At 49.0% G+C, this 17,718-nt stretch carries 16 protein-coding genes; 5 read left to right on the top strand and 11 right to left on the bottom strand.

Going from position 1 to position 17,718, the window contains the following annotated elements; all coding sequences use genetic code 11:
- Nucleotides 1-31: 31 nt before the first annotated feature.
- The 3 genes from QD47_RS11945 to QD47_RS11935 all read left to right on the top strand — a co-directional run bounded on the left by QD47_RS11945 (nt 32) and on the right by QD47_RS11935 (nt 2,478).
- A complete protein-coding gene (locus QD47_RS11945) occupies nt 32-454 on the top strand; it encodes a LapA family protein (protein WP_044646335.1) in 423 nt (140 codons plus the stop codon).
- Between the two features lie 14 nt (nt 455-468).
- Nucleotides 469-1,506, top strand: a complete 1,038-nt coding sequence (locus QD47_RS11940; RefSeq protein WP_044646334.1) for a M42 family metallopeptidase — start codon at nt 469-471, stop codon at nt 1,504-1,506.
- Between the two features lie 72 nt (nt 1,507-1,578).
- Entirely contained in the window at nt 1,579-2,478 is a 900-nt protein-coding gene (locus QD47_RS11935) for a LysR substrate-binding domain-containing protein (RefSeq protein ID WP_044646333.1), read from the top strand.
- A 20-nt stretch (nt 2,479-2,498) separates the two neighbouring features.
- On the opposite strand, the gene QD47_RS11930 is transcribed toward QD47_RS11935, so the two are convergent.
- The 10 genes from QD47_RS11930 to hemE form a co-directional block, all read right to left on the bottom strand.
- Nucleotides 2,499-3,488 carry an aldo/keto reductase family protein gene (locus tag QD47_RS11930; RefSeq protein WP_044646332.1) on the bottom strand — a complete coding sequence of 330 codons (990 nt, stop codon included), beginning with the start codon at nt 3,486-3,488 and terminating at the stop codon, nt 2,499-2,501.
- Nucleotides 3,489-3,765: 277 nt separating this feature from the next.
- Entirely contained in the window at nt 3,766-5,712 is a 1,947-nt protein-coding gene (locus QD47_RS11925; protein ID WP_044646331.1) for an ABC-F family ATP-binding cassette domain-containing protein, read from the bottom strand.
- Nucleotides 5,713-5,832: 120 nt separating this feature from the next.
- Nucleotides 5,833-6,417 carry a TetR/AcrR family transcriptional regulator gene (locus QD47_RS11920; protein ID WP_044646330.1) on the bottom strand — a complete coding sequence of 195 codons (585 nt, stop codon included), beginning with the start codon at nt 6,415-6,417 and terminating at the stop codon, nt 5,833-5,835.
- Between the two features lie 19 nt (nt 6,418-6,436).
- The gene (locus QD47_RS11915; RefSeq protein WP_044646329.1) at nt 6,437-7,243 is read right to left on the bottom strand and encodes a DUF92 domain-containing protein; all 807 of its coding nucleotides are present in this window, start codon (nt 7,241-7,243) and stop codon (nt 6,437-6,439) included.
- 213 nt (nt 7,244-7,456) lie between these two features.
- Nucleotides 7,457-8,080, bottom strand: coding sequence for a fumarylacetoacetate hydrolase family protein (locus QD47_RS11910; RefSeq protein WP_044646328.1), 624 nt, complete (start codon nt 8,078-8,080; stop codon nt 7,457-7,459).
- Nucleotides 8,081-8,115: 35 nt separating this feature from the next.
- Nucleotides 8,116-8,889, bottom strand: a complete 774-nt coding sequence (locus tag QD47_RS11905; protein ID WP_044646327.1) for a glycerophosphodiester phosphodiesterase — start codon at nt 8,887-8,889, stop codon at nt 8,116-8,118.
- Nucleotides 8,890-8,962: 73 nt separating this feature from the next.
- Nucleotides 8,963-10,450: a CapA family protein gene (locus QD47_RS11900; protein ID WP_044646326.1), complete on the bottom strand. Its 1,488-nt coding sequence runs from the start codon at nt 10,448-10,450 to the stop codon at nt 8,963-8,965.
- A gap of 154 nt (nt 10,451-10,604) precedes the next feature.
- Entirely contained in the window at nt 10,605-12,050 is a 1,446-nt protein-coding gene (gene hemG, locus QD47_RS11895) for a protoporphyrinogen oxidase (RefSeq protein ID WP_044646325.1), read from the bottom strand.
- Nucleotides 12,051-12,057: 7 nt separating this feature from the next.
- Nucleotides 12,058-12,999 carry a ferrochelatase gene (gene hemH, locus QD47_RS11890; RefSeq protein ID WP_044646324.1) on the bottom strand — a complete coding sequence of 314 codons (942 nt, stop codon included), beginning with the start codon at nt 12,997-12,999 and terminating at the stop codon, nt 12,058-12,060.
- A 31-nt stretch (nt 13,000-13,030) separates the two neighbouring features.
- A complete protein-coding gene (hemE, locus tag QD47_RS11885) occupies nt 13,031-14,077 on the bottom strand; it encodes a uroporphyrinogen decarboxylase (protein ID WP_044646323.1) in 1,047 nt (348 codons plus the stop codon).
- Nucleotides 14,078-14,307: 230 nt separating this feature from the next.
- Between hemE and QD47_RS11880 the strand changes: the two genes are divergently transcribed.
- Nucleotides 14,308-15,528 carry an MFS transporter gene (locus tag QD47_RS11880; RefSeq protein WP_044646322.1) on the top strand — a complete coding sequence of 407 codons (1,221 nt, stop codon included), beginning with the start codon at nt 14,308-14,310 and terminating at the stop codon, nt 15,526-15,528.
- A gap of 124 nt (nt 15,529-15,652) precedes the next feature.
- Here the strand turns inward: QD47_RS11880 and QD47_RS11875 are convergent, their stop codons facing one another.
- Nucleotides 15,653-16,297, bottom strand: a complete 645-nt coding sequence (locus QD47_RS11875; protein WP_082067168.1) for an O-methyltransferase — start codon at nt 16,295-16,297, stop codon at nt 15,653-15,655.
- Between the two features lie 157 nt (nt 16,298-16,454).
- Here QD47_RS11875 and QD47_RS11870 point away from each other — a divergent pair, with 157 nt between their 5' ends.
- Nucleotides 16,455-17,615, top strand: coding sequence for a THUMP domain-containing class I SAM-dependent RNA methyltransferase (locus tag QD47_RS11870; RefSeq protein WP_044646321.1), 1,161 nt, complete (start codon nt 16,455-16,457; stop codon nt 17,613-17,615).
- Nucleotides 17,616-17,718: the final 103 nt, after the last annotated feature.

Genomic DNA, 17,718 nt, shown 5'->3' with positions numbered 1-17,718 from the left:
TTGAAACGATGCACGGATAAATCCCTTGTCCATGACGGGCAAGGGATTTTATAATGTAGCGGAAGGAGGTGGCATTTTGAAAACACAATGGTCTTTGATTGCAGCTCTTGTTATCGCTTTGTTAACGGCTGTATTCGCTGTCATTAACGTGAAATCGGTCCAAGTAAATCTACTATTCCGTACGGTCAACGTTCCTTTGATTTTACTTATTCTCGGCTGCACTCTTCTTGGAGGGCTTATCGTCGGTTCCTTCGGTATTTTCCGTCAATATAAGCTTCAGAGAGAAATCAAACGTCTGACCACCCAGCTTCATACACTGCAAGAAGAGCACACACCCGCTGTGGAAGCATATGCGGATACCGTCTATAACACGTCTGGTTCGTCCAGTTCGGTGTCTACATCTGACAAGGATACAGAGCAAACGTCCTCTGACCTTGACCGGTTGTCCAAATGAGGAGGAGCAACAACATGACGATTCATCTGAACGAAAATTATATCATGACCTTTCTGAATCAACTATTGAACACCCCCAGTCCCAGCGGCTACACACATCATGTGATGGAACTGATCCGTAAGGAAGCCGCAAGCCTTGGGGTACCCTTAGAATGGAACGCCAAAGGCGGTGCCATCTTGACCCTGGAGGGCCATGAAAAAGACCCTACAATTGCACTGAGCGCACATGTGGATACATTAGGGGCAATGATACGCTCGATTACCAGTCACGGCACCTTGCGGCTGACATCTGTCGGCGGTTTCATGATGAACAGCATCGAAAACGAATACTGCCTTATTCATACCAGAAGCGGACAAACGTATACAGGCACGATTTTGTCGAGCCATCCGTCTGTGCATGTCTATGATGATGCACGTAGCTTTGAACGCAAGGAAAGCCATATGGAGGTGCGGATCGACGAGCTTGTCGAATCCAAAGAAGATGTGCTCCAGCTCGGCATTGCGGTAGGCGATTTTATTTCGTTCGACGCTCGTCCGGTCGTGACACCCAGCGGCTTTATCAAGTCGCGGCATCTGGATGATAAAGCCAGCGTAGCTGCGCTGTTTGGTTTATTGGAATCCGCTGTACGCGAAAACTGGAAGCCCCGTCATACTGTTAAGCTGCTCATCTCCAACTATGAGGAAGTCGGTCACGGAGCTGCTTACATCCCTGAAGGGGTCAGCGAGATGATTGCTGTCGATATGGGTTGCATAGGCGAGGATCTGAGCTGCAAGGAGACGGATGTATCCATTTGTGCCAAGGATTCTTCCGGGCCTTATGATTATGACATGACGACTCGTCTGATTGAGCTGGCCAAGGAGCTGAATATCCCGTATGCGGTTGATATTTATCCGCACTATGGTTCTGACGCTTCGGCTGCGCTGAAAGCAGGCAACAATATCCATGCTGCGCTGATCGGCCCTGGCGTACACGCCTCCCATGCGATGGAGCGTACGCACAAGCAGGCTGTGGTGAACACTGCCCGTCTGCTTGCCGCTTATGTGACGGTTTAATCCGAACGATGACGACCGGCCTGTTCCACTGAGAATAGGTCGGCGAAGGCTTGGCGAAAGGAAATCACAACTATGGATCTGAAAAAACTACGTTACTTTATCGCAGTGGCGGAAGAACTACATTTTAATCGTGCTGCAAAAAAACTGAATATCACCCAGCCCCCCTTGAGCCAACAAATCCAAAGCCTTGAGGAAGAGCTTGGCGTGAAACTTTTGGAACGAACCAAAAGGCAAGTTCGACTTACGTCCGCAGGAGCCATCTTTTTAGAAGAATCCAGAAACATGGTTTCTCAATTGGAAAAATCCATTAAGATGACACAGCTTGCAAGTCAGGGGAAATTCGGACATTTATCCATCGCTTTTGTTGATTCGGCATCTGGCGGTCTGATGGTTAACGCCTTAAAGAAATTCCGGGATCGTTTTCCAGACGTGAAGCTTACGTTGTTTGAAATGACATCTGCCCAACAACTGAAAGCCATACACGACGGCAAAGTTCATGTGGGCTTCCTGCGCTGGGCAGATCCATCTATACATATCACCTCTCAGCTCTACACCAACGAATCACTCATTGCCGTACTTCCCGCAACACATCCGCTAGCCCGCCACCCAACCTTGTCTTTACGTTCTTTAGCGGAAGAATCTTTCATCCTGTCTCCACCTCATATGGGAGCGTCTTTTCATGACCTCATATTAGACTTTTGCGGACAACACGGATTCCAACCCCAAATCGTACAGGAAGCCGTTCAAATGTATACAATCGTTAACTTGGTAGCTGCTGGTATAGGCATCTCCATTGTTCCCTCTTCCGTTTCTGTTTTCCAACGCAGTGATGTCGTATTTCGTTCTTTTCACGAAGATTCTCCGTCCGTCCCACTTTACGCTGCATGGAAAACAGATGCGAATGACGCTGTTCTGACTCGTTTTCTGGAGGTGGTTGAAGAAACAGCTTGTAGTGAGCAATTAGACATGTAAACTACCATCAGCGTGTAGTCTTAACCCGTTTTATTCGGATCACGATCAACAACACCGTTTAAAATACTGTCAATTTGTCTCATAACCTCCCCTTCCAGACGGACACCCGCAGCTTTTACATTCTCCTTTACCTGCTCTGGCTTGGAAGCACCGATAATAGCTGAGGACACTTGCGGGTTTTGTAAAACCCATGCTACTGCAAGCTGTGGTAGCGTCAAACCATTTTCCTGTGCAATCGGCCGTATCTGCTCCACTGCCTGAAGGACCTCTTTACGTAACCATTGCCCGGCCAAGCGTTCGAAAAATGGTGAACCTGCTGTCGTAGAAGCACGTGAACCCTCTGGAAGCGGCTTGTCTACTGCATATTTTCCAGAAAGAATACCCTGTGCCAGAGGTGACCAAACGACCTGTCCAATTCCTTCCTGCTCACAAGCGGGAATCACTTCAGCTTCAATAATACGCCAGAGCATGGAATATTGGGGTTGACTTGCCACGAAGGGGACCTTTAGTTCTCTCGCTAAATCCGCTCCTTGCTTTATCTGATCTGCTGTCCACTCGCTCACCCCTACATACAAAACCTTCCCCTGACGAACCAAATCGGATAATGCCAAAAATGTCTCTTCAAGTGATACGGTTGGATCAAAACGATGTGCATAATAAACATCAACATAATCCGTCTGCAAGCGTCGAAGGGAAGCATGGCAGGCCTCCATAATATGCTTGCGGGATAGCCCTTTATCATTCTGTCCGGTACCTGTTGGATGAAAAACCTTTGTGCATAGTTCAATACTTTCACGTCGTATTCCCTTTAAAGAATGACCTAAAACCGTTTCCGCCATCGTTTCTGAATAAACATCAGCAGTATCAAACGTTGTGATTCCTGAATCTAATGCAGCATGGACACATGCTTTCGCTGTGGTGTCATCCACTTGTGCACCGTGGGTTATCCAGTTTCCCAATGCTATCTCGCTTACCCTCAAGCCGCTTTTTCCAATTTTACGATATTCCATTTTGAATGCCTCCCTTCCATATAAATTTGATTATAGCAAGCAAATTTTAATATTAGAAATATATAATAAACTTATTATTAATATGAAAAATATATTAATCAATTCATACATTTGCATAATGTTAGGTAGCTTCGAGTTTCCAAGTCAGGACATGAGTTATTTCCACGACCGATGTACTGGAATAAATACGAAAAAGCAAGTCTCCAGTGCTTAATGGAGACTTGCTTGTTTAAGTAACGACGGAAAAACGATTCACGTAATATACTTGTTTCGTATTTTAAGATTTGCTTTGTTCAATTTGCTCGGCCAGCTCGTTCAGATAGGTCCAGCGCTCCATTTGATGCTCCAAATGCTGTTCGGCCTTTGTTTGCTCAGCCATAAGTTCTTGTAGTCGTGCGGAATCATTGAAAGACTCTTCCATCTGTCGCTGGATGCTAGCCAACTTCTCCTCAGCCTGTTCGATCAATTCGTCAATTTGCTCATATTCCCGCTGTTCCTTAAAGGTGAATTTAAGCCTGGTTTTGCTTGTCTCCTTAACTGAATCCGAAGCATCCGCAGACTTAGACGTAGAAGACTGAGCAAAAGAAGTACCCGCTGGGACAGGCGGATTCGCAGCGGATGGAGCATTTTTACTGATCCATTCTGCATACTCGCTGTAATCGCCCACATGCACACGTACCTGTCCTTCTCCTTCGAATGCCAGTACCTTGTCTATCGTGCGGTCCAAGAAATACCGGTCATGGGAAACGATAAAAACAACACCCGGAAATTCATCCAGATAGTCTTCCAGCACGGATAGAGTCTGAATATCCAGATCATTCGTTGGTTCATCCAGTAACAGTACATTCGGTGCGGACATCAGCACACGCAGCAGGTACAAGCGTCGTTTCTCGCCCCCTGATAACCGGGAAATGACCGTCCATTGCGAGCTTGGCGCAAACAGAAAACGCTCCAGCATTTGCGCGGCTGTAATAGCCGAACCATCTGCTGTCCGGATCACTTCGGCTTCTTCCTTAATGTATTCGATGACACGCAGCGATTCGTTCATTTCCTGATGTTCCTGGGTAAAATAACCGAGCTTCACGGTCGGTCCCACGATCACACTGCCTGAATCCGGTTCTACGCGCTGTGCAATCATTTGGAGCAGAGTCGATTTTCCGCTACCATTGGGACCCACAATCCCAACCCGGTCACCGGGCACAGCGATATAGCTCAAATCATGTATCAGCTTGCGGGAATCTACCGATTTGGACAGATGCTCCAGCTCCAGTATTTTTTTACCCAGACGCGTGGAGGCTACCGACATGTCTACAGACCCGGAACGAGCTTCCGGCTGCTGATCCTTAAGCTGTTCAAATCGTTCAATACGCGCTTTCTGCTTGGTCGAACGGGCTTTTGCCCCCCGGCGAATCCAGGCTAGTTCATTGCGCAACAGGTTTTGCCGTTTCTGCTCCGAAGACGCTTCCCGTTCCTCGCGTTCCGCCTTTAGCTCCAGAAAACGGGTATAGTTAGCTTCGTACCGGAAAAGTCGACCATGATCCAGCTCCAGCATGACATTCGCCACTCTATCCAGAAAATAGCGATCATGCGTAATCATCAGCAACGCACCGCGTCTTTTCTGCAAATACTGCTCCAGCCATTCCACTGACTCATTATCAATATGGTTGGTAGGCTCGTCCAGAATGAGCAGCTCACAGGGCTGGATCAAAGCTGCCGCCAAAGCAACCCGCTTACGCTGTCCCCCAGAGAGAACGCCCATACGTGCTTCAAACTGTGTGATACCCAGTCGGGTCAATACGTTTTTGGCCTCACTCTCCAGCTGCCATGCCTGGAGCGTATCCATTTGCTGGCTTGCCCGCAACAGGCGGTTTTGAAGCTCCTCGCTGCCCGGATTCAGCTCCAGCATCTCCATCGTTTCCGTATATTCGCGCACCGCCTTCATTTCCGGCTGGTTGCCGTGGAAAATATGTTGGAGTACCTTCACCTCGGGGTCAAACTCCGGATTTTGCGCCAAATATTGAATGCGTACACCGTTGTTGACCGCAATATTACCATCATCCGGTGGCTCCAAGCCGGAAATCACACGTAAAAACGTAGATTTTCCGGTGCCGTTCACACCGACCACCCCTATTTTGTCACGTTCATCCATGCCAAAGGAAGCATCCTCAAACAGCATTTTTTCGCCATAGCTTTTCGTTATATGTTCAACGGTCATAATATTCATACGGATTCCCTACTCTTCCCCTATTTTGTGATGCATCTTGTTTATTTTAACACAGTCACACCAAATGATTAAAAAAACCGTAATCTGAACGAAGTCAGTACGGTTTCTGGCTTTACAATATCACAGTCTGCGTATCCCGCTCCCGGCCTTACAGCCGTGCATAAACAAGTTAGCCGCAAATTCAGCCGTCTGATCCACATCGTATTCACGGAAATCTTTATCCAGTAAAATGTCCATTTTCAGGCGCTCCATCATGCCAATGAATGCCTTCGCATGAAGCTCAGGCTGCCGCACACCCTCCAAAGCCAGCTTATTTTTGACCATATCGGTATAATCCTGAATAAATCCGCGCATAAACTCCATTAAATCAGGGTCACTGTTCGGGGTCATAAAAAACAGTTTGGTATGCTGCTTACGCTTGTAGTAGTAATGTAAGTGCAGATTTGCCATTCGCAGCAGTCCCTCCTCCAAAGCGCGGTTAGCCAATGCGCCCTGCATTTCAGCCAGGTATTGCTCGCAATCTCTGCGCGTGACCGCTGTAAACAGCTGTTCTTTGCTTTTGAAGTACAAATATACCGTGCCTTTGGCGACACCCGCCTGTTCTGCAATCTCGGAAATTTTACTTTCATAAAAGCCTTTGGTGCCGAAGACTGTGTAAGCGGCGTCCAAAATGGCCTCATATTTATCTCCATGTATACCGCCCATCTTCGCACCTCCCTTGTACCTAGAGTATAAACAGAATTCCTGCCAGAGCGACCAGCCCCCCGAAAATCGAACTGATGCTATTCACTCGATCATTGCTCATCCAACGCCAGCCCCGCACATAGACTGTCGGTTGTCCACAATGCGAGTCTACCTCTACTTCCCGGCCGCAAACCGTGCAGGAACGCATCATTTGCACCGTAGCACCAAGATAGGAGTCGGCAAAGGCCCCCGCACTACCAGATATTCCCCCGATCAGTGCCCACAGCCATAGCGGCAAGCCTGGCATTCCTATGGCGTATCCAAAGCCCCAGGCGCCTATTCCAATCAGAACTCCCCCAGCCAAGGCCGCAGCTGTCCCCAGAACAGATACCCCTCCCGAGGTTCCAGGTGCCAGCACCTTGCCATTCAGTATCGAGCGGGGTGGCTTGCGGCTCAGGCTGCCAAATTCCGTTGCCCACGTATCCGACGTGACTGTAGCCATGACGCCAACAAAAGCCAACTGCCAGGCAACATGAGGCCAGATCGCATAGCACAGGCATAACAGCATACCTAATCCCCCGTTGGCCCATACCTGACCAGCATCCCGATTTCCGGTTTTGGCATACGATTTTTCAAGCTCTGCCTTGCGCTCCTTTTTGAACTTCGACAGCAAGGTCGATGTAATGAAGAACAGGAGCAAGGTCCCGAACCAAAACAGGTTACCTGCACCATAATACACGGTTCCCATCAGCACAGCCGCCGCAAAGCCCGATAAGGTTAAGGATTTTTTATAAAAAGCAGCTCCCGCCACTACAGCAGCGCCAAGCAATCCGATGATCCAATCCATGATATACCCCCACTTTGAAATGAATCTCTCGTTTTTCATTTTTCAGTTCGTAATTTGTTGTACAACGCTCTACACTTATATAAAAGCCGCGTCCCATGCTATGGCACAGGACACGGCCCTTACATTCTTGCCTGCGGAAATCCTTCCATACTGCCCAACTACCAAGAGAACTCCCTTTTTAACCAACTTAATTATGCAATCACACGGATCAACTTAACCGATTGTGCAGCTTCCTTGATGGTCAGTTCCCCAAAATAGCTCGAAGCGATCTCCACTCGTTATAGGCCCTACACCTGCCGGAGTGCCTGTAAAAATAATATCGCCTTCACCCAGTCCATAATGGGTCGCTATGTAATCAATGATATGCTCGATGGAAAAAATCATATCCTTGATATGGCCGCGTTGTACTTCCTGTCCATTTTTGAGCAATGAAAAATCCTGCTGCTCCAGCGTGTCCAGTTTCTCTAAAGGCAAGAACGGTGTAACGGGAGCAGAAAATTTGAAACCTTTAGCCGCCGTCCATGGGTGACCCTTTTTCTTGAGAACGCTTTGTACATCACGCAGGGTAAAATCAATACCAAGGGCAAATGCATTCAGCATCGTTTCCGCAGACATACCCGGTTCGTAATTACGGCCTACCGCCACAACCAGCTCTGTCTCATAATGAATGTCTCCTTGATCTTTAGGAAGCTCCAGTGTTGCTCCATCCAGCGGTACTACCGCATGGGAAGGCTTTAAAAAAATCATCGGTTCTGTAGGAACCTCATTTCCCAGTTCCTCGGCATGCAGCTTATAATTGCGCCCGACACAGTAGACATTACGAATTTCCACGTTCATTACGACCCGTCACCCTTCCCGCGTATATAGTCCAATTATTTAATAAATAGATTACGTATATAGTGCCACATCCGGTGCTTGGAATGCAAAAAAACCTGCTCCCAGCGATCCGGCCAATTGGTACAAATCATCAATTCAGGATGTAACGAGGCCAATCTTCGCATAATGCTACGGTCATCCACCGTCCACGCCATGACAGTGATACCGCGTCCGGTCAAGTCTTTCATCAGCTTTCGATCCAAACGCGGGTAGCCCATGGATAGAAAAGAGCATTGCAGCCCTTCCAACTGCTTTGCCAGATCATCCGGACGAGCATCAATAATCAGACCGGTACGGATACCTGGAGCCAGCTCTTTGGCCCGACGTAAAGCGGAACGCTCAAAAGAGGTCAATACCACCTCATTCTCCATATCCCGCGCCACAATTTCACGGAGTACAGCCTTCTCCAGCCCCGGATACATATCCCCTGCGGTTTTTAGCTCAATATTGAGCGATACGCGGCCACGACACAGATCCAGCACTTGTGCGAGAGCAGGAATGCTTTCACCTTGATATTCCGTGCTTTTCCAGCCACCTGCATCCAGACGTTTCAGCTCTTTCCAGTCCGTATCCTTCACCCGACCTGTGCCGTTAGTCGTGCGCTCCAGCGTGAAATCATGAATGACCACCGGAACGCCGTCCTTCGACAGTTGTACATCCAGCTCAATCCAGCGCACAAACGGCTGATCGATCGCAAGCTTAAAGGCCGCCAACGTGTTCTCGGGAGCAATTCCCGAAAAACCACGGTGAGCCACGCACAAATGATCCATTCCGGTTATGACCTCCATCCACAAGTGGTAGCCTCAATACAGACCAGCCTCGTGTAAAAGATTCCTTCGACAACTATCGGGCGGTTACTGTACCGTCTGCGCCTACAGAAACATTAGCCGGTGACATCGCCGCTACTCCTTGCAAAATTTTGCTGGCTTCCGCATCCTTCATTGGAACTGGTTGCCCCAGCTCCGCCCGGTAAGGAGTCAGCTTCATCCTGCAAGCCCCAGCCCGGGTACAAGTTGCCTGAAATATCGCTGTATCCCAGGTGGCTGGTACTGTAGATTTAGAAAAAATAAAATTGCCTGTGCTGTATGCAATCCATTTGCCTTTATACTGCTCCATCCCCTGTAGCACGTGCGGGTGACCTCCGATTACGAGATCTGCCCCTGCATCTATAAAAGCATGCGATAGCTCGGTTTGATGAGGCTCCAATACAGTCACGCGCTCCTTGCCCCAATGGGCAATGATAATAACCAAATCAGCCTGCTTGCGCGCCTCACGAATCGACTTCACGATCGCGGTCGAATCGTAGGCTCCTGCAACACCGGGCTGTTTGACGCCTGCATTCCAGTTGGCCTCGGGCATAACCCGTGTAGCTCCCAGCAACGCAATTTTAATACCTTTACGTTCAAAATAGTGCGGAGCATACGCCTCTTTTGCATTACGCCCGGCTCCGGTATACGCTATATCATTTTCTTTCAAATATTTCAGCGTATCCAGTAATCCGTCTATGCCCTGATCCAAAATATGATTGTTGGCCAAATTTACAGCGTCTATTCCTGCCGCAGCCAACGCAGTCAACGCCTTGGGAGAAGACTTATACACATACGTTTTATTCAGCGCACCCACGCCCGCGGTTGTAACCGGCGTTTCCAGATTGGCTATCGTCAGATCGTCCTTGCGAAACAGATTACCGAGATATTGATATGGAAAATCAAATCCGTTCTTTTCCAAGCGCTGCTCAACTTTACCAGAAAACTGCACATCCCCTACAAAATGGAGCGTGACTGTCGGTGAAGCTGTTCCATCCGATGCCACGTTCTTTCCCTGCTCCGATTCATTGGGGTCAGCAGAATTCCCGCTGTCCGATGCATCCTTATTTGAAGAGCTGTCCGGTGATTGCCCGGCGTTCTCTGAAGATACTCCTGATTCTGACGAGTTGCCTTCGGCAACATTTGTGTCAGATGAGGTCGCGGGGCGGCTGTCTGTAACTGTAGCAGTATCAGAAGAATGCTCCGTTTTATCGTCAGCAGTGTGCTCATCTTTTTTGGAGCTGTCGTCCGGTTGTTCATTTGAAACGGCTGTAACGTTCTCTCTTATCGGGCTAGAAGACTGTCCTCCATCCACTGAATCCGTTTTGCCCTTGTTCTCCTGTTGCAATAGTCCGGCGTTTTCCGCAAGAGAGCTACTCTTCCCATGTTCAAATATGTAATAATATCCGAAAAGACCTACGATCATAAGCAGCAGGACCAGATTCGTAATGATCCAGGCCTTGCCTATTTTTCGCTTCCTTGCTTTCTTTCGACCTTCATTTTTCTGTGATCTGGGAGGGTACATTCTTCACTCCTTCTATGCTATTGCATATGCATTACATTCTTGAATGATCCGGCGATTTTGACACCTTCTCCATTATATATCAAATTTCGGTATAAATAGAACCCCTCGCTTGGATTGCGAAGGGTTCGTTATTCAAGTAGCTCCATTCATTTAATTATACCTGTACCTCGACCGCTTCCCGTTCCGCAGCTTGGACGGCGACAGAGGCCCATTCCTTGGCCTGACGGATACAATCCGGCAAGCCGATGGCATCATAGCCAGCACCCAAAACATACACTCCCGGCATCGTTGTACGCAGTTCTTCACGCAGATCGGCGATAGCCTGAGGGTGTCCTACCGGATATTGCGGCATGGAGTGGCGAAGACGGGTAATTTCCGTAAATAGCGGAGTCGCCGTAACGCCCATCATGTCCTGCAAATCCTTACGTACCAGCGCAGTCAGTTCATCATCGGGTAGCTCTACCGTTTCTTCGGCTCCAGCACGCCCCACATAACAGCGCAGCAGTACTTTATCGTCCGGACTGGTATGCAGCCACTTGGCGGACGTCCACGTACAGGCCGTCACACTGCGTCCCTCTTTACGGGGAACCAGAAAACCGGAACCATCAAAGACATTCTCGATGTCTTTTTTATTAAAGGCCATGACCACATTCGCCACGGACACATAATTAACGGCTTCCAGTGCCGCCACCTTTACATGTCCCCGCAACAACGGCGCAGCGGCAAAATTCGGAGTCGTGATAAATAGATCGTCCGCCTCCAACGTCTCCCCATTATCCAGTACAACATGGTAGATGCTTCCTTCACCGTCTGCTGTCTTTGTGAACTCTGTAACAGCAACGCCTATACGCAAATCACAGTCATGCAAGTCATTCAGTAACGCATGTACCAAACTTTGCAGTCCTTGTCGGAAGGTCAGGAAAGCACTTTTTTTCGTGCCTGTATGCGTCTCGGCTGGCTTTCTTCCGGTCATCATCCCGTGAATGAGGCTTCCATATTGCTGCTCTACTTCAGCAAATTGCGGGAAGGTCGCCTGCAAGCTCAGCGTCTTCATATTGGCAGCATATATGCCAGCCAGCAGCGGCTCGGTTACATTTTCCAGCACTTCTTTGCCCAGTCGGCGTTCGATAAAATCACCCAAGGCTTCATCACCGGGTATGCGCCGAGGCGGAATAACAAAGTCCATCATGGCCCGCAGCTTGCCGCCCAAAGAGATGAGCCCGCTTCGCAGAAATGGTTGCAGCTCCGTCGGAATTCCCAGTACCAGACCGGGGGGCATCGGATGAAGCTGACCTCCATGCAAAATGTATGTTTTTTTCGCCTCAGGATTCGTGCTTACCAGCTCATGATCCAGCTCCAGCTCTTTTGCCAGGTCGATCATAGCCGTTTTACGGGCCAGAAAGGAATCCGGCCCTTTTTCAATCACAAACCCGTCTTTATGCAACGTTTCGATTTTCCCGCCCAGCACCGGGGCCTTCTCCACCAGCGTAATCCGTGGTGTGTAGCCTGCTTCTTTGTACATTTTACGTGTATAAAAAGCTGCGCTCAGTCCGGTCAATCCTCCGCCTACAATCACAATATTGCGTAGTTTTTGCTCCATAATGTCCTCATCCCTTTTTCCATTGGTCTATGATGACATCGCTAAGCGTCTCCATGTACAATGGATCACTGTTAAGCGAATCAATCCGCTGGAAACGCATATCCAGTTCCTTCGTCAAAGCCTGCGCCTCAATATCCAGATCGTATAGTACCTCTAGATGATCTGAAACGAAGCCGACTGGCGCAGCCAGCACATATTCAACCTGCTCTTCCTTGAGACTATGCATGGTATCCAGGATGTCAGGACCGAGCCAAGGCTCTGCTGTACGGCCCGCGCTTTGCCACGTAAACTTCCAGTTCGTGATTCCTGCCTTGTCCGCAACAGCTTGCGAAGTAGCCATCAATTGCTCTACATAAGGATCACCCATCGCCAGAATCCGCTCAGGCAAGCTGTGCGCACTGAACAATACACGTACCTCGTCCCGATTCGCCCCTGCCTCTTCGAAAAGCGCCAGCTTTGCATTTACACGCTCGGTCAACGTCTTGATCAGCTTTGGATGAAGATGATAGCTTTCCACAAACGATATAGCCAGATTCAGTTCCTGTGCCTTGGCCTGTGCGCGCTTAATATAAGTGCCTACACTCATTACGGAATAATGCGGAGCCAGCACGACACCTACCGCTGTACGGATACCGTCTTGCACCATAGCCTCCACGCCATCCTCGATGAACGGCTTGGCATGTTTGAGTCCCTGATAGCAGACAAATTCAATATCCGGATTACGATTTTCCCGATTTAAGGTTTCTTGCAGATTTTGAACCTGACGATCCGTATTTTGACGTAGCGGAAATACACCGCCCACAATGGCTTCATAACGGTCCTTTAATTCTTTCAATTGCTCCGGGGAAGGAGGGTTACCACGACGAATATGCGTATAATAGGCTTCCACCTGATCCAAACTTTCCGGTGTCCCGTAGGACATAACCAGTACACCCACTTTGGTTTTCATCAGCACATCACCTCTTAACATTTTGGATTGATTACTTCTTTGTCAAAACGGAACGGGAATACTCGTGCACATACTCTGTAAGCTCTCTCAGCTTATCTAACGAAGCTTCTGGAAATAAACCGTGACCCAGATTAAAAATATATCCCGGCTCCAAAATTCCTTCATCCACAATCGTTTTCGCGTACTGTTTAATTACATCTAACGGCGCTGTGAGCACGTAAGGATCCAGATTTCCCTGCACACCAAAAGCATTCCCCAAACGACGGCGTCCTTCAGGTATACTCACCCGCCAGTCCAGTCCGATCACATCGGCTTTTACCCCGCCCAGCAGCGGAAGCAACTCACCGGAGCTTACACCTGGAAAATAAATTTTCGGTACGTCCAGATCGGACAGCTCATGGAAAATACGTGTAATCGTCGGCAACACAAGCGTTTGGAAATCATGAGGCGAAAGCGCCCCTACCCAGCTGTCAAACAGTTGAAATGCCTTGCCACCGTTAGCGATATGGGCACGCACGTATGTAATAACCATGTCTCCAAGCTTGTCCATCAGCCGACGCCATAATTCAGGCTCTCCATACATCATGGCTTTAGTGCGGATATACCCCTTGGACGGTCTGCCTTCTATTAAATAACTCGCAATTGTAAAAGGAGCTCCGGCGAACGTAATCAGTGGTACCTCCAGCTCACGGTCCAAAATACGGATCGTTTCCAAAATATGACCCAGATCTCGTTCTACATCAATCGGGCGCAGCTTGTCCACGTCCGCTGCTGTACGAATCGGATTATCAATAACCGGACCAATATTTTTGACAATATCAAAATCAACCCCCAGCGAGGCCACCGGATTCATAATATCAGAATATAAAATAGCAGCGTCCACCCCTAGCTTGCGCACGGGCATTAAGGTCACTTCTGCGGCCAACTCAGGCTGACGACAAATTTCAAGCAACGTGTATTTCTCTTTAATTTTGCGATATTCAGGATCATACCTTCCGGCCTGCCGCATGTACCATACGGGAATATGATCCACAGCCTGCTTGCGGCAAGCGCGGATAAAGGTATCGTTGTAGGTCATGACTTCAGCCTCCAGTTCGAATCGTAACTACTGTATTTTATTATGCCCTTTTTCAGGAGTCGTAACAACTGCCGCTGGCGGACAATCCATGACAAACCCATGACATTTGGATAAAGTTTCAATGAAGTGTGCTATACTAGAGAAATGGCTTTTTTAAAGCTCCGGGAAGTTCTACTTAGGATAAGTAGTTTTGCATCAGCAAGAAATGACAGAAAGGAAGTGAAAGCACATTGAAAACGTGGGAGACGTGGAAAGTCAATCTCATTGTGCTTTGGTTCGGTCAGTTTCTGGTCAATGCGGGTATTACGATGATTACTCCATTCCTCGCCCTCTATCTGGCTCAAGACCTTCATGTGAAGGGAGAACATGATATCGGGCTGTGGGCCGGAGTTATTTTTGCCGCAAACTTTTTGACTTCATTTATGTTCCAGCCTCTATGGGGCAAGCTGGCTGACCGATATGGGCGCAAAGCAATGCTGCTCCGCTCGGGTTTCGGTATGGCTCTGGTGATCGGCTGCATGGGTTTGGTCACCCATCCGTGGCAACTGTTGGCGCTTCGTCTGCTGAACGGTACGATTTCAGGCTTCAATCCGGCTTCGATTTCTCTGGTGTCGGGTACCACACCCAAAGAACGGACCGGTTTCGCTATGGGGATTATGCAATCCGGTCAGATGGCGGGTACGATTCTCGGCCCTCTGATGGGCGGTTTTTTGGCTGACTGGGTTGGATTCAGACCGATCTTTTACATTACAGGCGCTCTTATTCTTGTAGCCTCTCTCATCGCAATGTTTCTGGTTAAGGAAGATTTCAGCAAAGCCGAAGCTGCACGAATACCGCAAATTTCGGTTCTTGCCGGATTAAAGGAGCTAAGCCATACGCCCCAGCTTCCGGCTCTGTTTACCGTAACGTTCCTGCTCCAGTTTGCCATGATCAGTACGGTATCTTTGTTGCCGTTATATGTGCAAAAGCTGTATGGGTCGGCAGAAGGAATTGCGCTCATTGCTGGCTTTGTTACAGCCATTACCGGCGTATCCAATATGGTCGCTGCGCCGCTGCTTGGAAGATTGAGTGACAAGATCGGGGCACACCGCATTTTGACCCTCGCTCTGCTCGGAACAGCACTTATGCTCATTCCACAGGCTTTTGTCAATCAGGTGTGGCAGCTCGTCACGATTCGTTTTTTCATGGGTATATTTATGGGCGGTCTGCTGCCGAGCGTAAACGCGCTGATTCGCACGTATACACCGGAAGGCATGGAAAGCCGTTCGTTCGGCTTCAATACCAGCTCGCTGTCGCTTGGTAATATGCTGGGCGCTGTCATTGGCGGGGTGCTGTCCGGATTTATCGGCATCGAAGGACTATTCATCATGTCAGGTGTCCTGCTGATCGTCAACATATTCTGGGTACGTATGAAGCTCTACGATCGTAAGCCAGCACCTGATTTCAGGTAAAATAGCCCTCTCGTAAGGGCAGCCTTCCAGAACAGACAAGAACCTCCGATCCACAATTTTGTGGACAAGGAGGTTCTTTTTTGTATAGCTACTTTTTGTATAGCTATATAAGTAACATTACAACCTATTTTACTCGTGCCAACGCCAATCCGTCATAGGCTGGTAAAAGCGTACTAACCAGCCGTGGGTCCGTAGCTATCGTTTCGTTAAAGCGTCTCACGGCCTGTACGGCAGGGCCGTTCTTGTCGGTATTGAGCGTCCGTCCGCGAAGGAAACAGTTATCTCCCGCAATAATGGCTCCTGGATTCGCCAGAGCAATCGCATATTCCAGATACACCGGGTAATTTTCCTTATCGGCATCGATGAAGAAAAAATCAAAGGTCCTCCCCTCTTCCTGAAGCTCCTTCAGGCTGTCCGCTGCAGGTCCGATACGATATTCGACACGGTCACCGTAGCCGTTTTCCTCCATATGTCTATGTGCCAGTGCCGCATACGCTTCTTTCAGCTCCAATGACACAATGCGTCCCTTTTCTCCCAGCCCACGGGCCAGACATAATCCACTGTATCCGCCTAATGCGCCAATCTCCAGTACCTGCTGCGCGCCGGATACCTCAATTAGAAAGGTCAGCAGCTTCCCGTAAGGATGAGCCACCGATACCTCAGGCATTCCCTCTCCAATAATGGCCTCCCTGATGCCGCGGAGCGCTTCATCCTCCTGTACCAGTTGGTCTACGTATTGTTCAGGCGTCATATTGGGTGTAATTTCCACGTTTCATCTCTCCTTCTCGCTTTATCATAACGCAGGTTGAACGCGATGTCCTTCGTAAATTATTTGCCTTAATTATTTGTCTCTTCGTGTACAATGACCTATACTATAGGGATTGAACCAAGCTTATATGATTATGGGGACGGAGTGAATACGTTTAATGACTCAACTGCAACTAATTGCAACTGCGCCGATGGGACTTGAAGCCGTCGTGGCTCGGGAGCTCAGAGAACTCGGATATGAGGACCTGACCGTCGAGAATGGCCGCGTCGTTTTTTCCGGTGATTATATGGATATATGCCGGTGTAACCTGTGGCTGCGCACATCAGACCGCGTTCTTATTAAAATGGGTGAATTTGCCGCAACCACCTTCGACGAGCTGTTTGAGGGCACCAAGGCTTTGCCATGGGAGGATTGGATTCCTTTGGATGGTGAATTTCCAGTAGAGGGACGCTCGCACAAATCACAGCTTAGTAGCGTACCAGCCAGTCAGGGAATCGTCAAGAAGGCGATTGTGGAAAAACTCAAGGAAACCTATCACACGGATTGGTTTGAGGAGGACGGCCCTCGTTACGTTATAGAGGTCATTCTCTTAAATGACCGTGCATTGCTAACGCTCGATACGACGGGTCCGGGGCTGCACAAGCGCGGCTACCGCAAGCTCGTGACGGAGGCACCGCTCAAAGAGACGATGGCTTCGGCTCTTATTCAGCTTAGCCGCTGGACCCCGGATCGACCATTCTATGACCCGTGCTGCGGTTCCGGTACTCTGCTGATAGAAGCAGCAATGCAGGCATGGAATATTGCTCCAGGGCTGAGACGTACCTTTAACTCGGAAGACTGGCCTGTCATTGGTCGCGAGCTATGGGATCAGGCTCGCGACGAAGCGATGGATTTGACCCGCGATGACATTCCTTTCGAGATTGCAGGCAGCGATATTGATCCAGGTGCCATCGAAGTCGCTGAGGCTGCTGTAAAGGCGGCAGGCTTCGCTAAAGATATCTCATTAAAGGTCATGCCTGTAACGAAAGTCAGACTTGAAGGCCAATATGGTGTGATGATTACCAATCCACCTTATGGTGAGAGACTGAGTGAGGAAACCGAGGTGGAGAAGCTGATCCGGTCAATCGCACGCACGGCAGCGGAAATGAAGACATGGTCCTTCTTTGCCATCAGCTCCACCAAGCAATTCGAGCACTATTGGGGCCGTAAAGCCGATAAGCGCCGCAAGCTGTTTAATGGCCGGATTGAATGCCAATACTATCAGTATCTGGGCCCTCTACCACCACGCCGCAAAGATACTCCGCCGTCGCAGTCTTAAATAGATGATGCCCAGGCCAGGAAGCGAACCATCTGTTCGCCTTCTGGCCTGATTTGTGCTGTTCATAGGATAAAAATGTAGCTTTCCCCTGTTGTACTGGAAG

The organism is Paenibacillus terrae, from assembly GCF_000943545.1.
GTDB classification, from domain to species: Bacteria; Bacillota; Bacilli; order Paenibacillales; family Paenibacillaceae; genus Paenibacillus; species Paenibacillus terrae_A.
Note: the sequence above shows the minus strand (reverse complement) of the source record. Positions and strands in the feature narration are given on the sequence as shown.

Bases quoted from the DNA above. Each gene is read 5' to 3' on its own strand.
- QD47_RS11945 (WP_044646335.1), top strand. From the start codon at position 32: ATGACGGGCAAGGGATTTTATAATGTAGCGGAAGGAGGTGGCATTTTG.
- QD47_RS11940 (WP_044646334.1), top strand. From the start codon at position 469: ATGACGATTCATCTGAACGAAAATTATATCATGACCTTTCTGAATCAA.
- QD47_RS11935 (WP_044646333.1), top strand. From the start codon at position 1,579: ATGGATCTGAAAAAACTACGTTACTTTATCGCAGTGGCGGAAGAACTA.
- QD47_RS11930 (WP_044646332.1), bottom strand. From the start codon at position 3,488: ATGGAATATCGTAAAATTGGAAAAAGCGGCTTGAGGGTAAGCGAGATA.
- QD47_RS11925 (WP_044646331.1), bottom strand. From the start codon at position 5,712: ATGAATATTATGACCGTTGAACATATAACGAAAAGCTATGGCGAAAAA.
- QD47_RS11920 (WP_044646330.1), bottom strand. From the start codon at position 6,417: ATGGGCGGTATACATGGAGATAAATATGAGGCCATTTTGGACGCCGCT.
- QD47_RS11915 (WP_044646329.1), bottom strand. From the start codon at position 7,243: ATGGATTGGATCATCGGATTGCTTGGCGCTGCTGTAGTGGCGGGAGCT.
- QD47_RS11910 (WP_044646328.1), bottom strand. From the start codon at position 8,080: ATGAACGTGGAAATTCGTAATGTCTACTGTGTCGGGCGCAATTATAAG.
- QD47_RS11905 (WP_044646327.1), bottom strand. From the start codon at position 8,889: ATGGATCATTTGTGCGTGGCTCACCGTGGTTTTTCGGGAATTGCTCCC.
- QD47_RS11900 (WP_044646326.1), bottom strand. From the start codon at position 10,450: ATGTACCCTCCCAGATCACAGAAAAATGAAGGTCGAAAGAAAGCAAGG.
- hemG (WP_044646325.1), bottom strand. From the start codon at position 12,050: ATGGAGCAAAAACTACGCAATATTGTGATTGTAGGCGGAGGATTGACC.
- hemH (WP_044646324.1), bottom strand. From the start codon at position 12,999: ATGAAAACCAAAGTGGGTGTACTGGTTATGTCCTACGGGACACCGGAA.
- hemE (WP_044646323.1), bottom strand. From the start codon at position 14,077: ATGACCTACAACGATACCTTTATCCGCGCTTGCCGCAAGCAGGCTGTG.
- QD47_RS11870 (WP_044646321.1), top strand. From the start codon at position 16,455: ATGACTCAACTGCAACTAATTGCAACTGCGCCGATGGGACTTGAAGCC.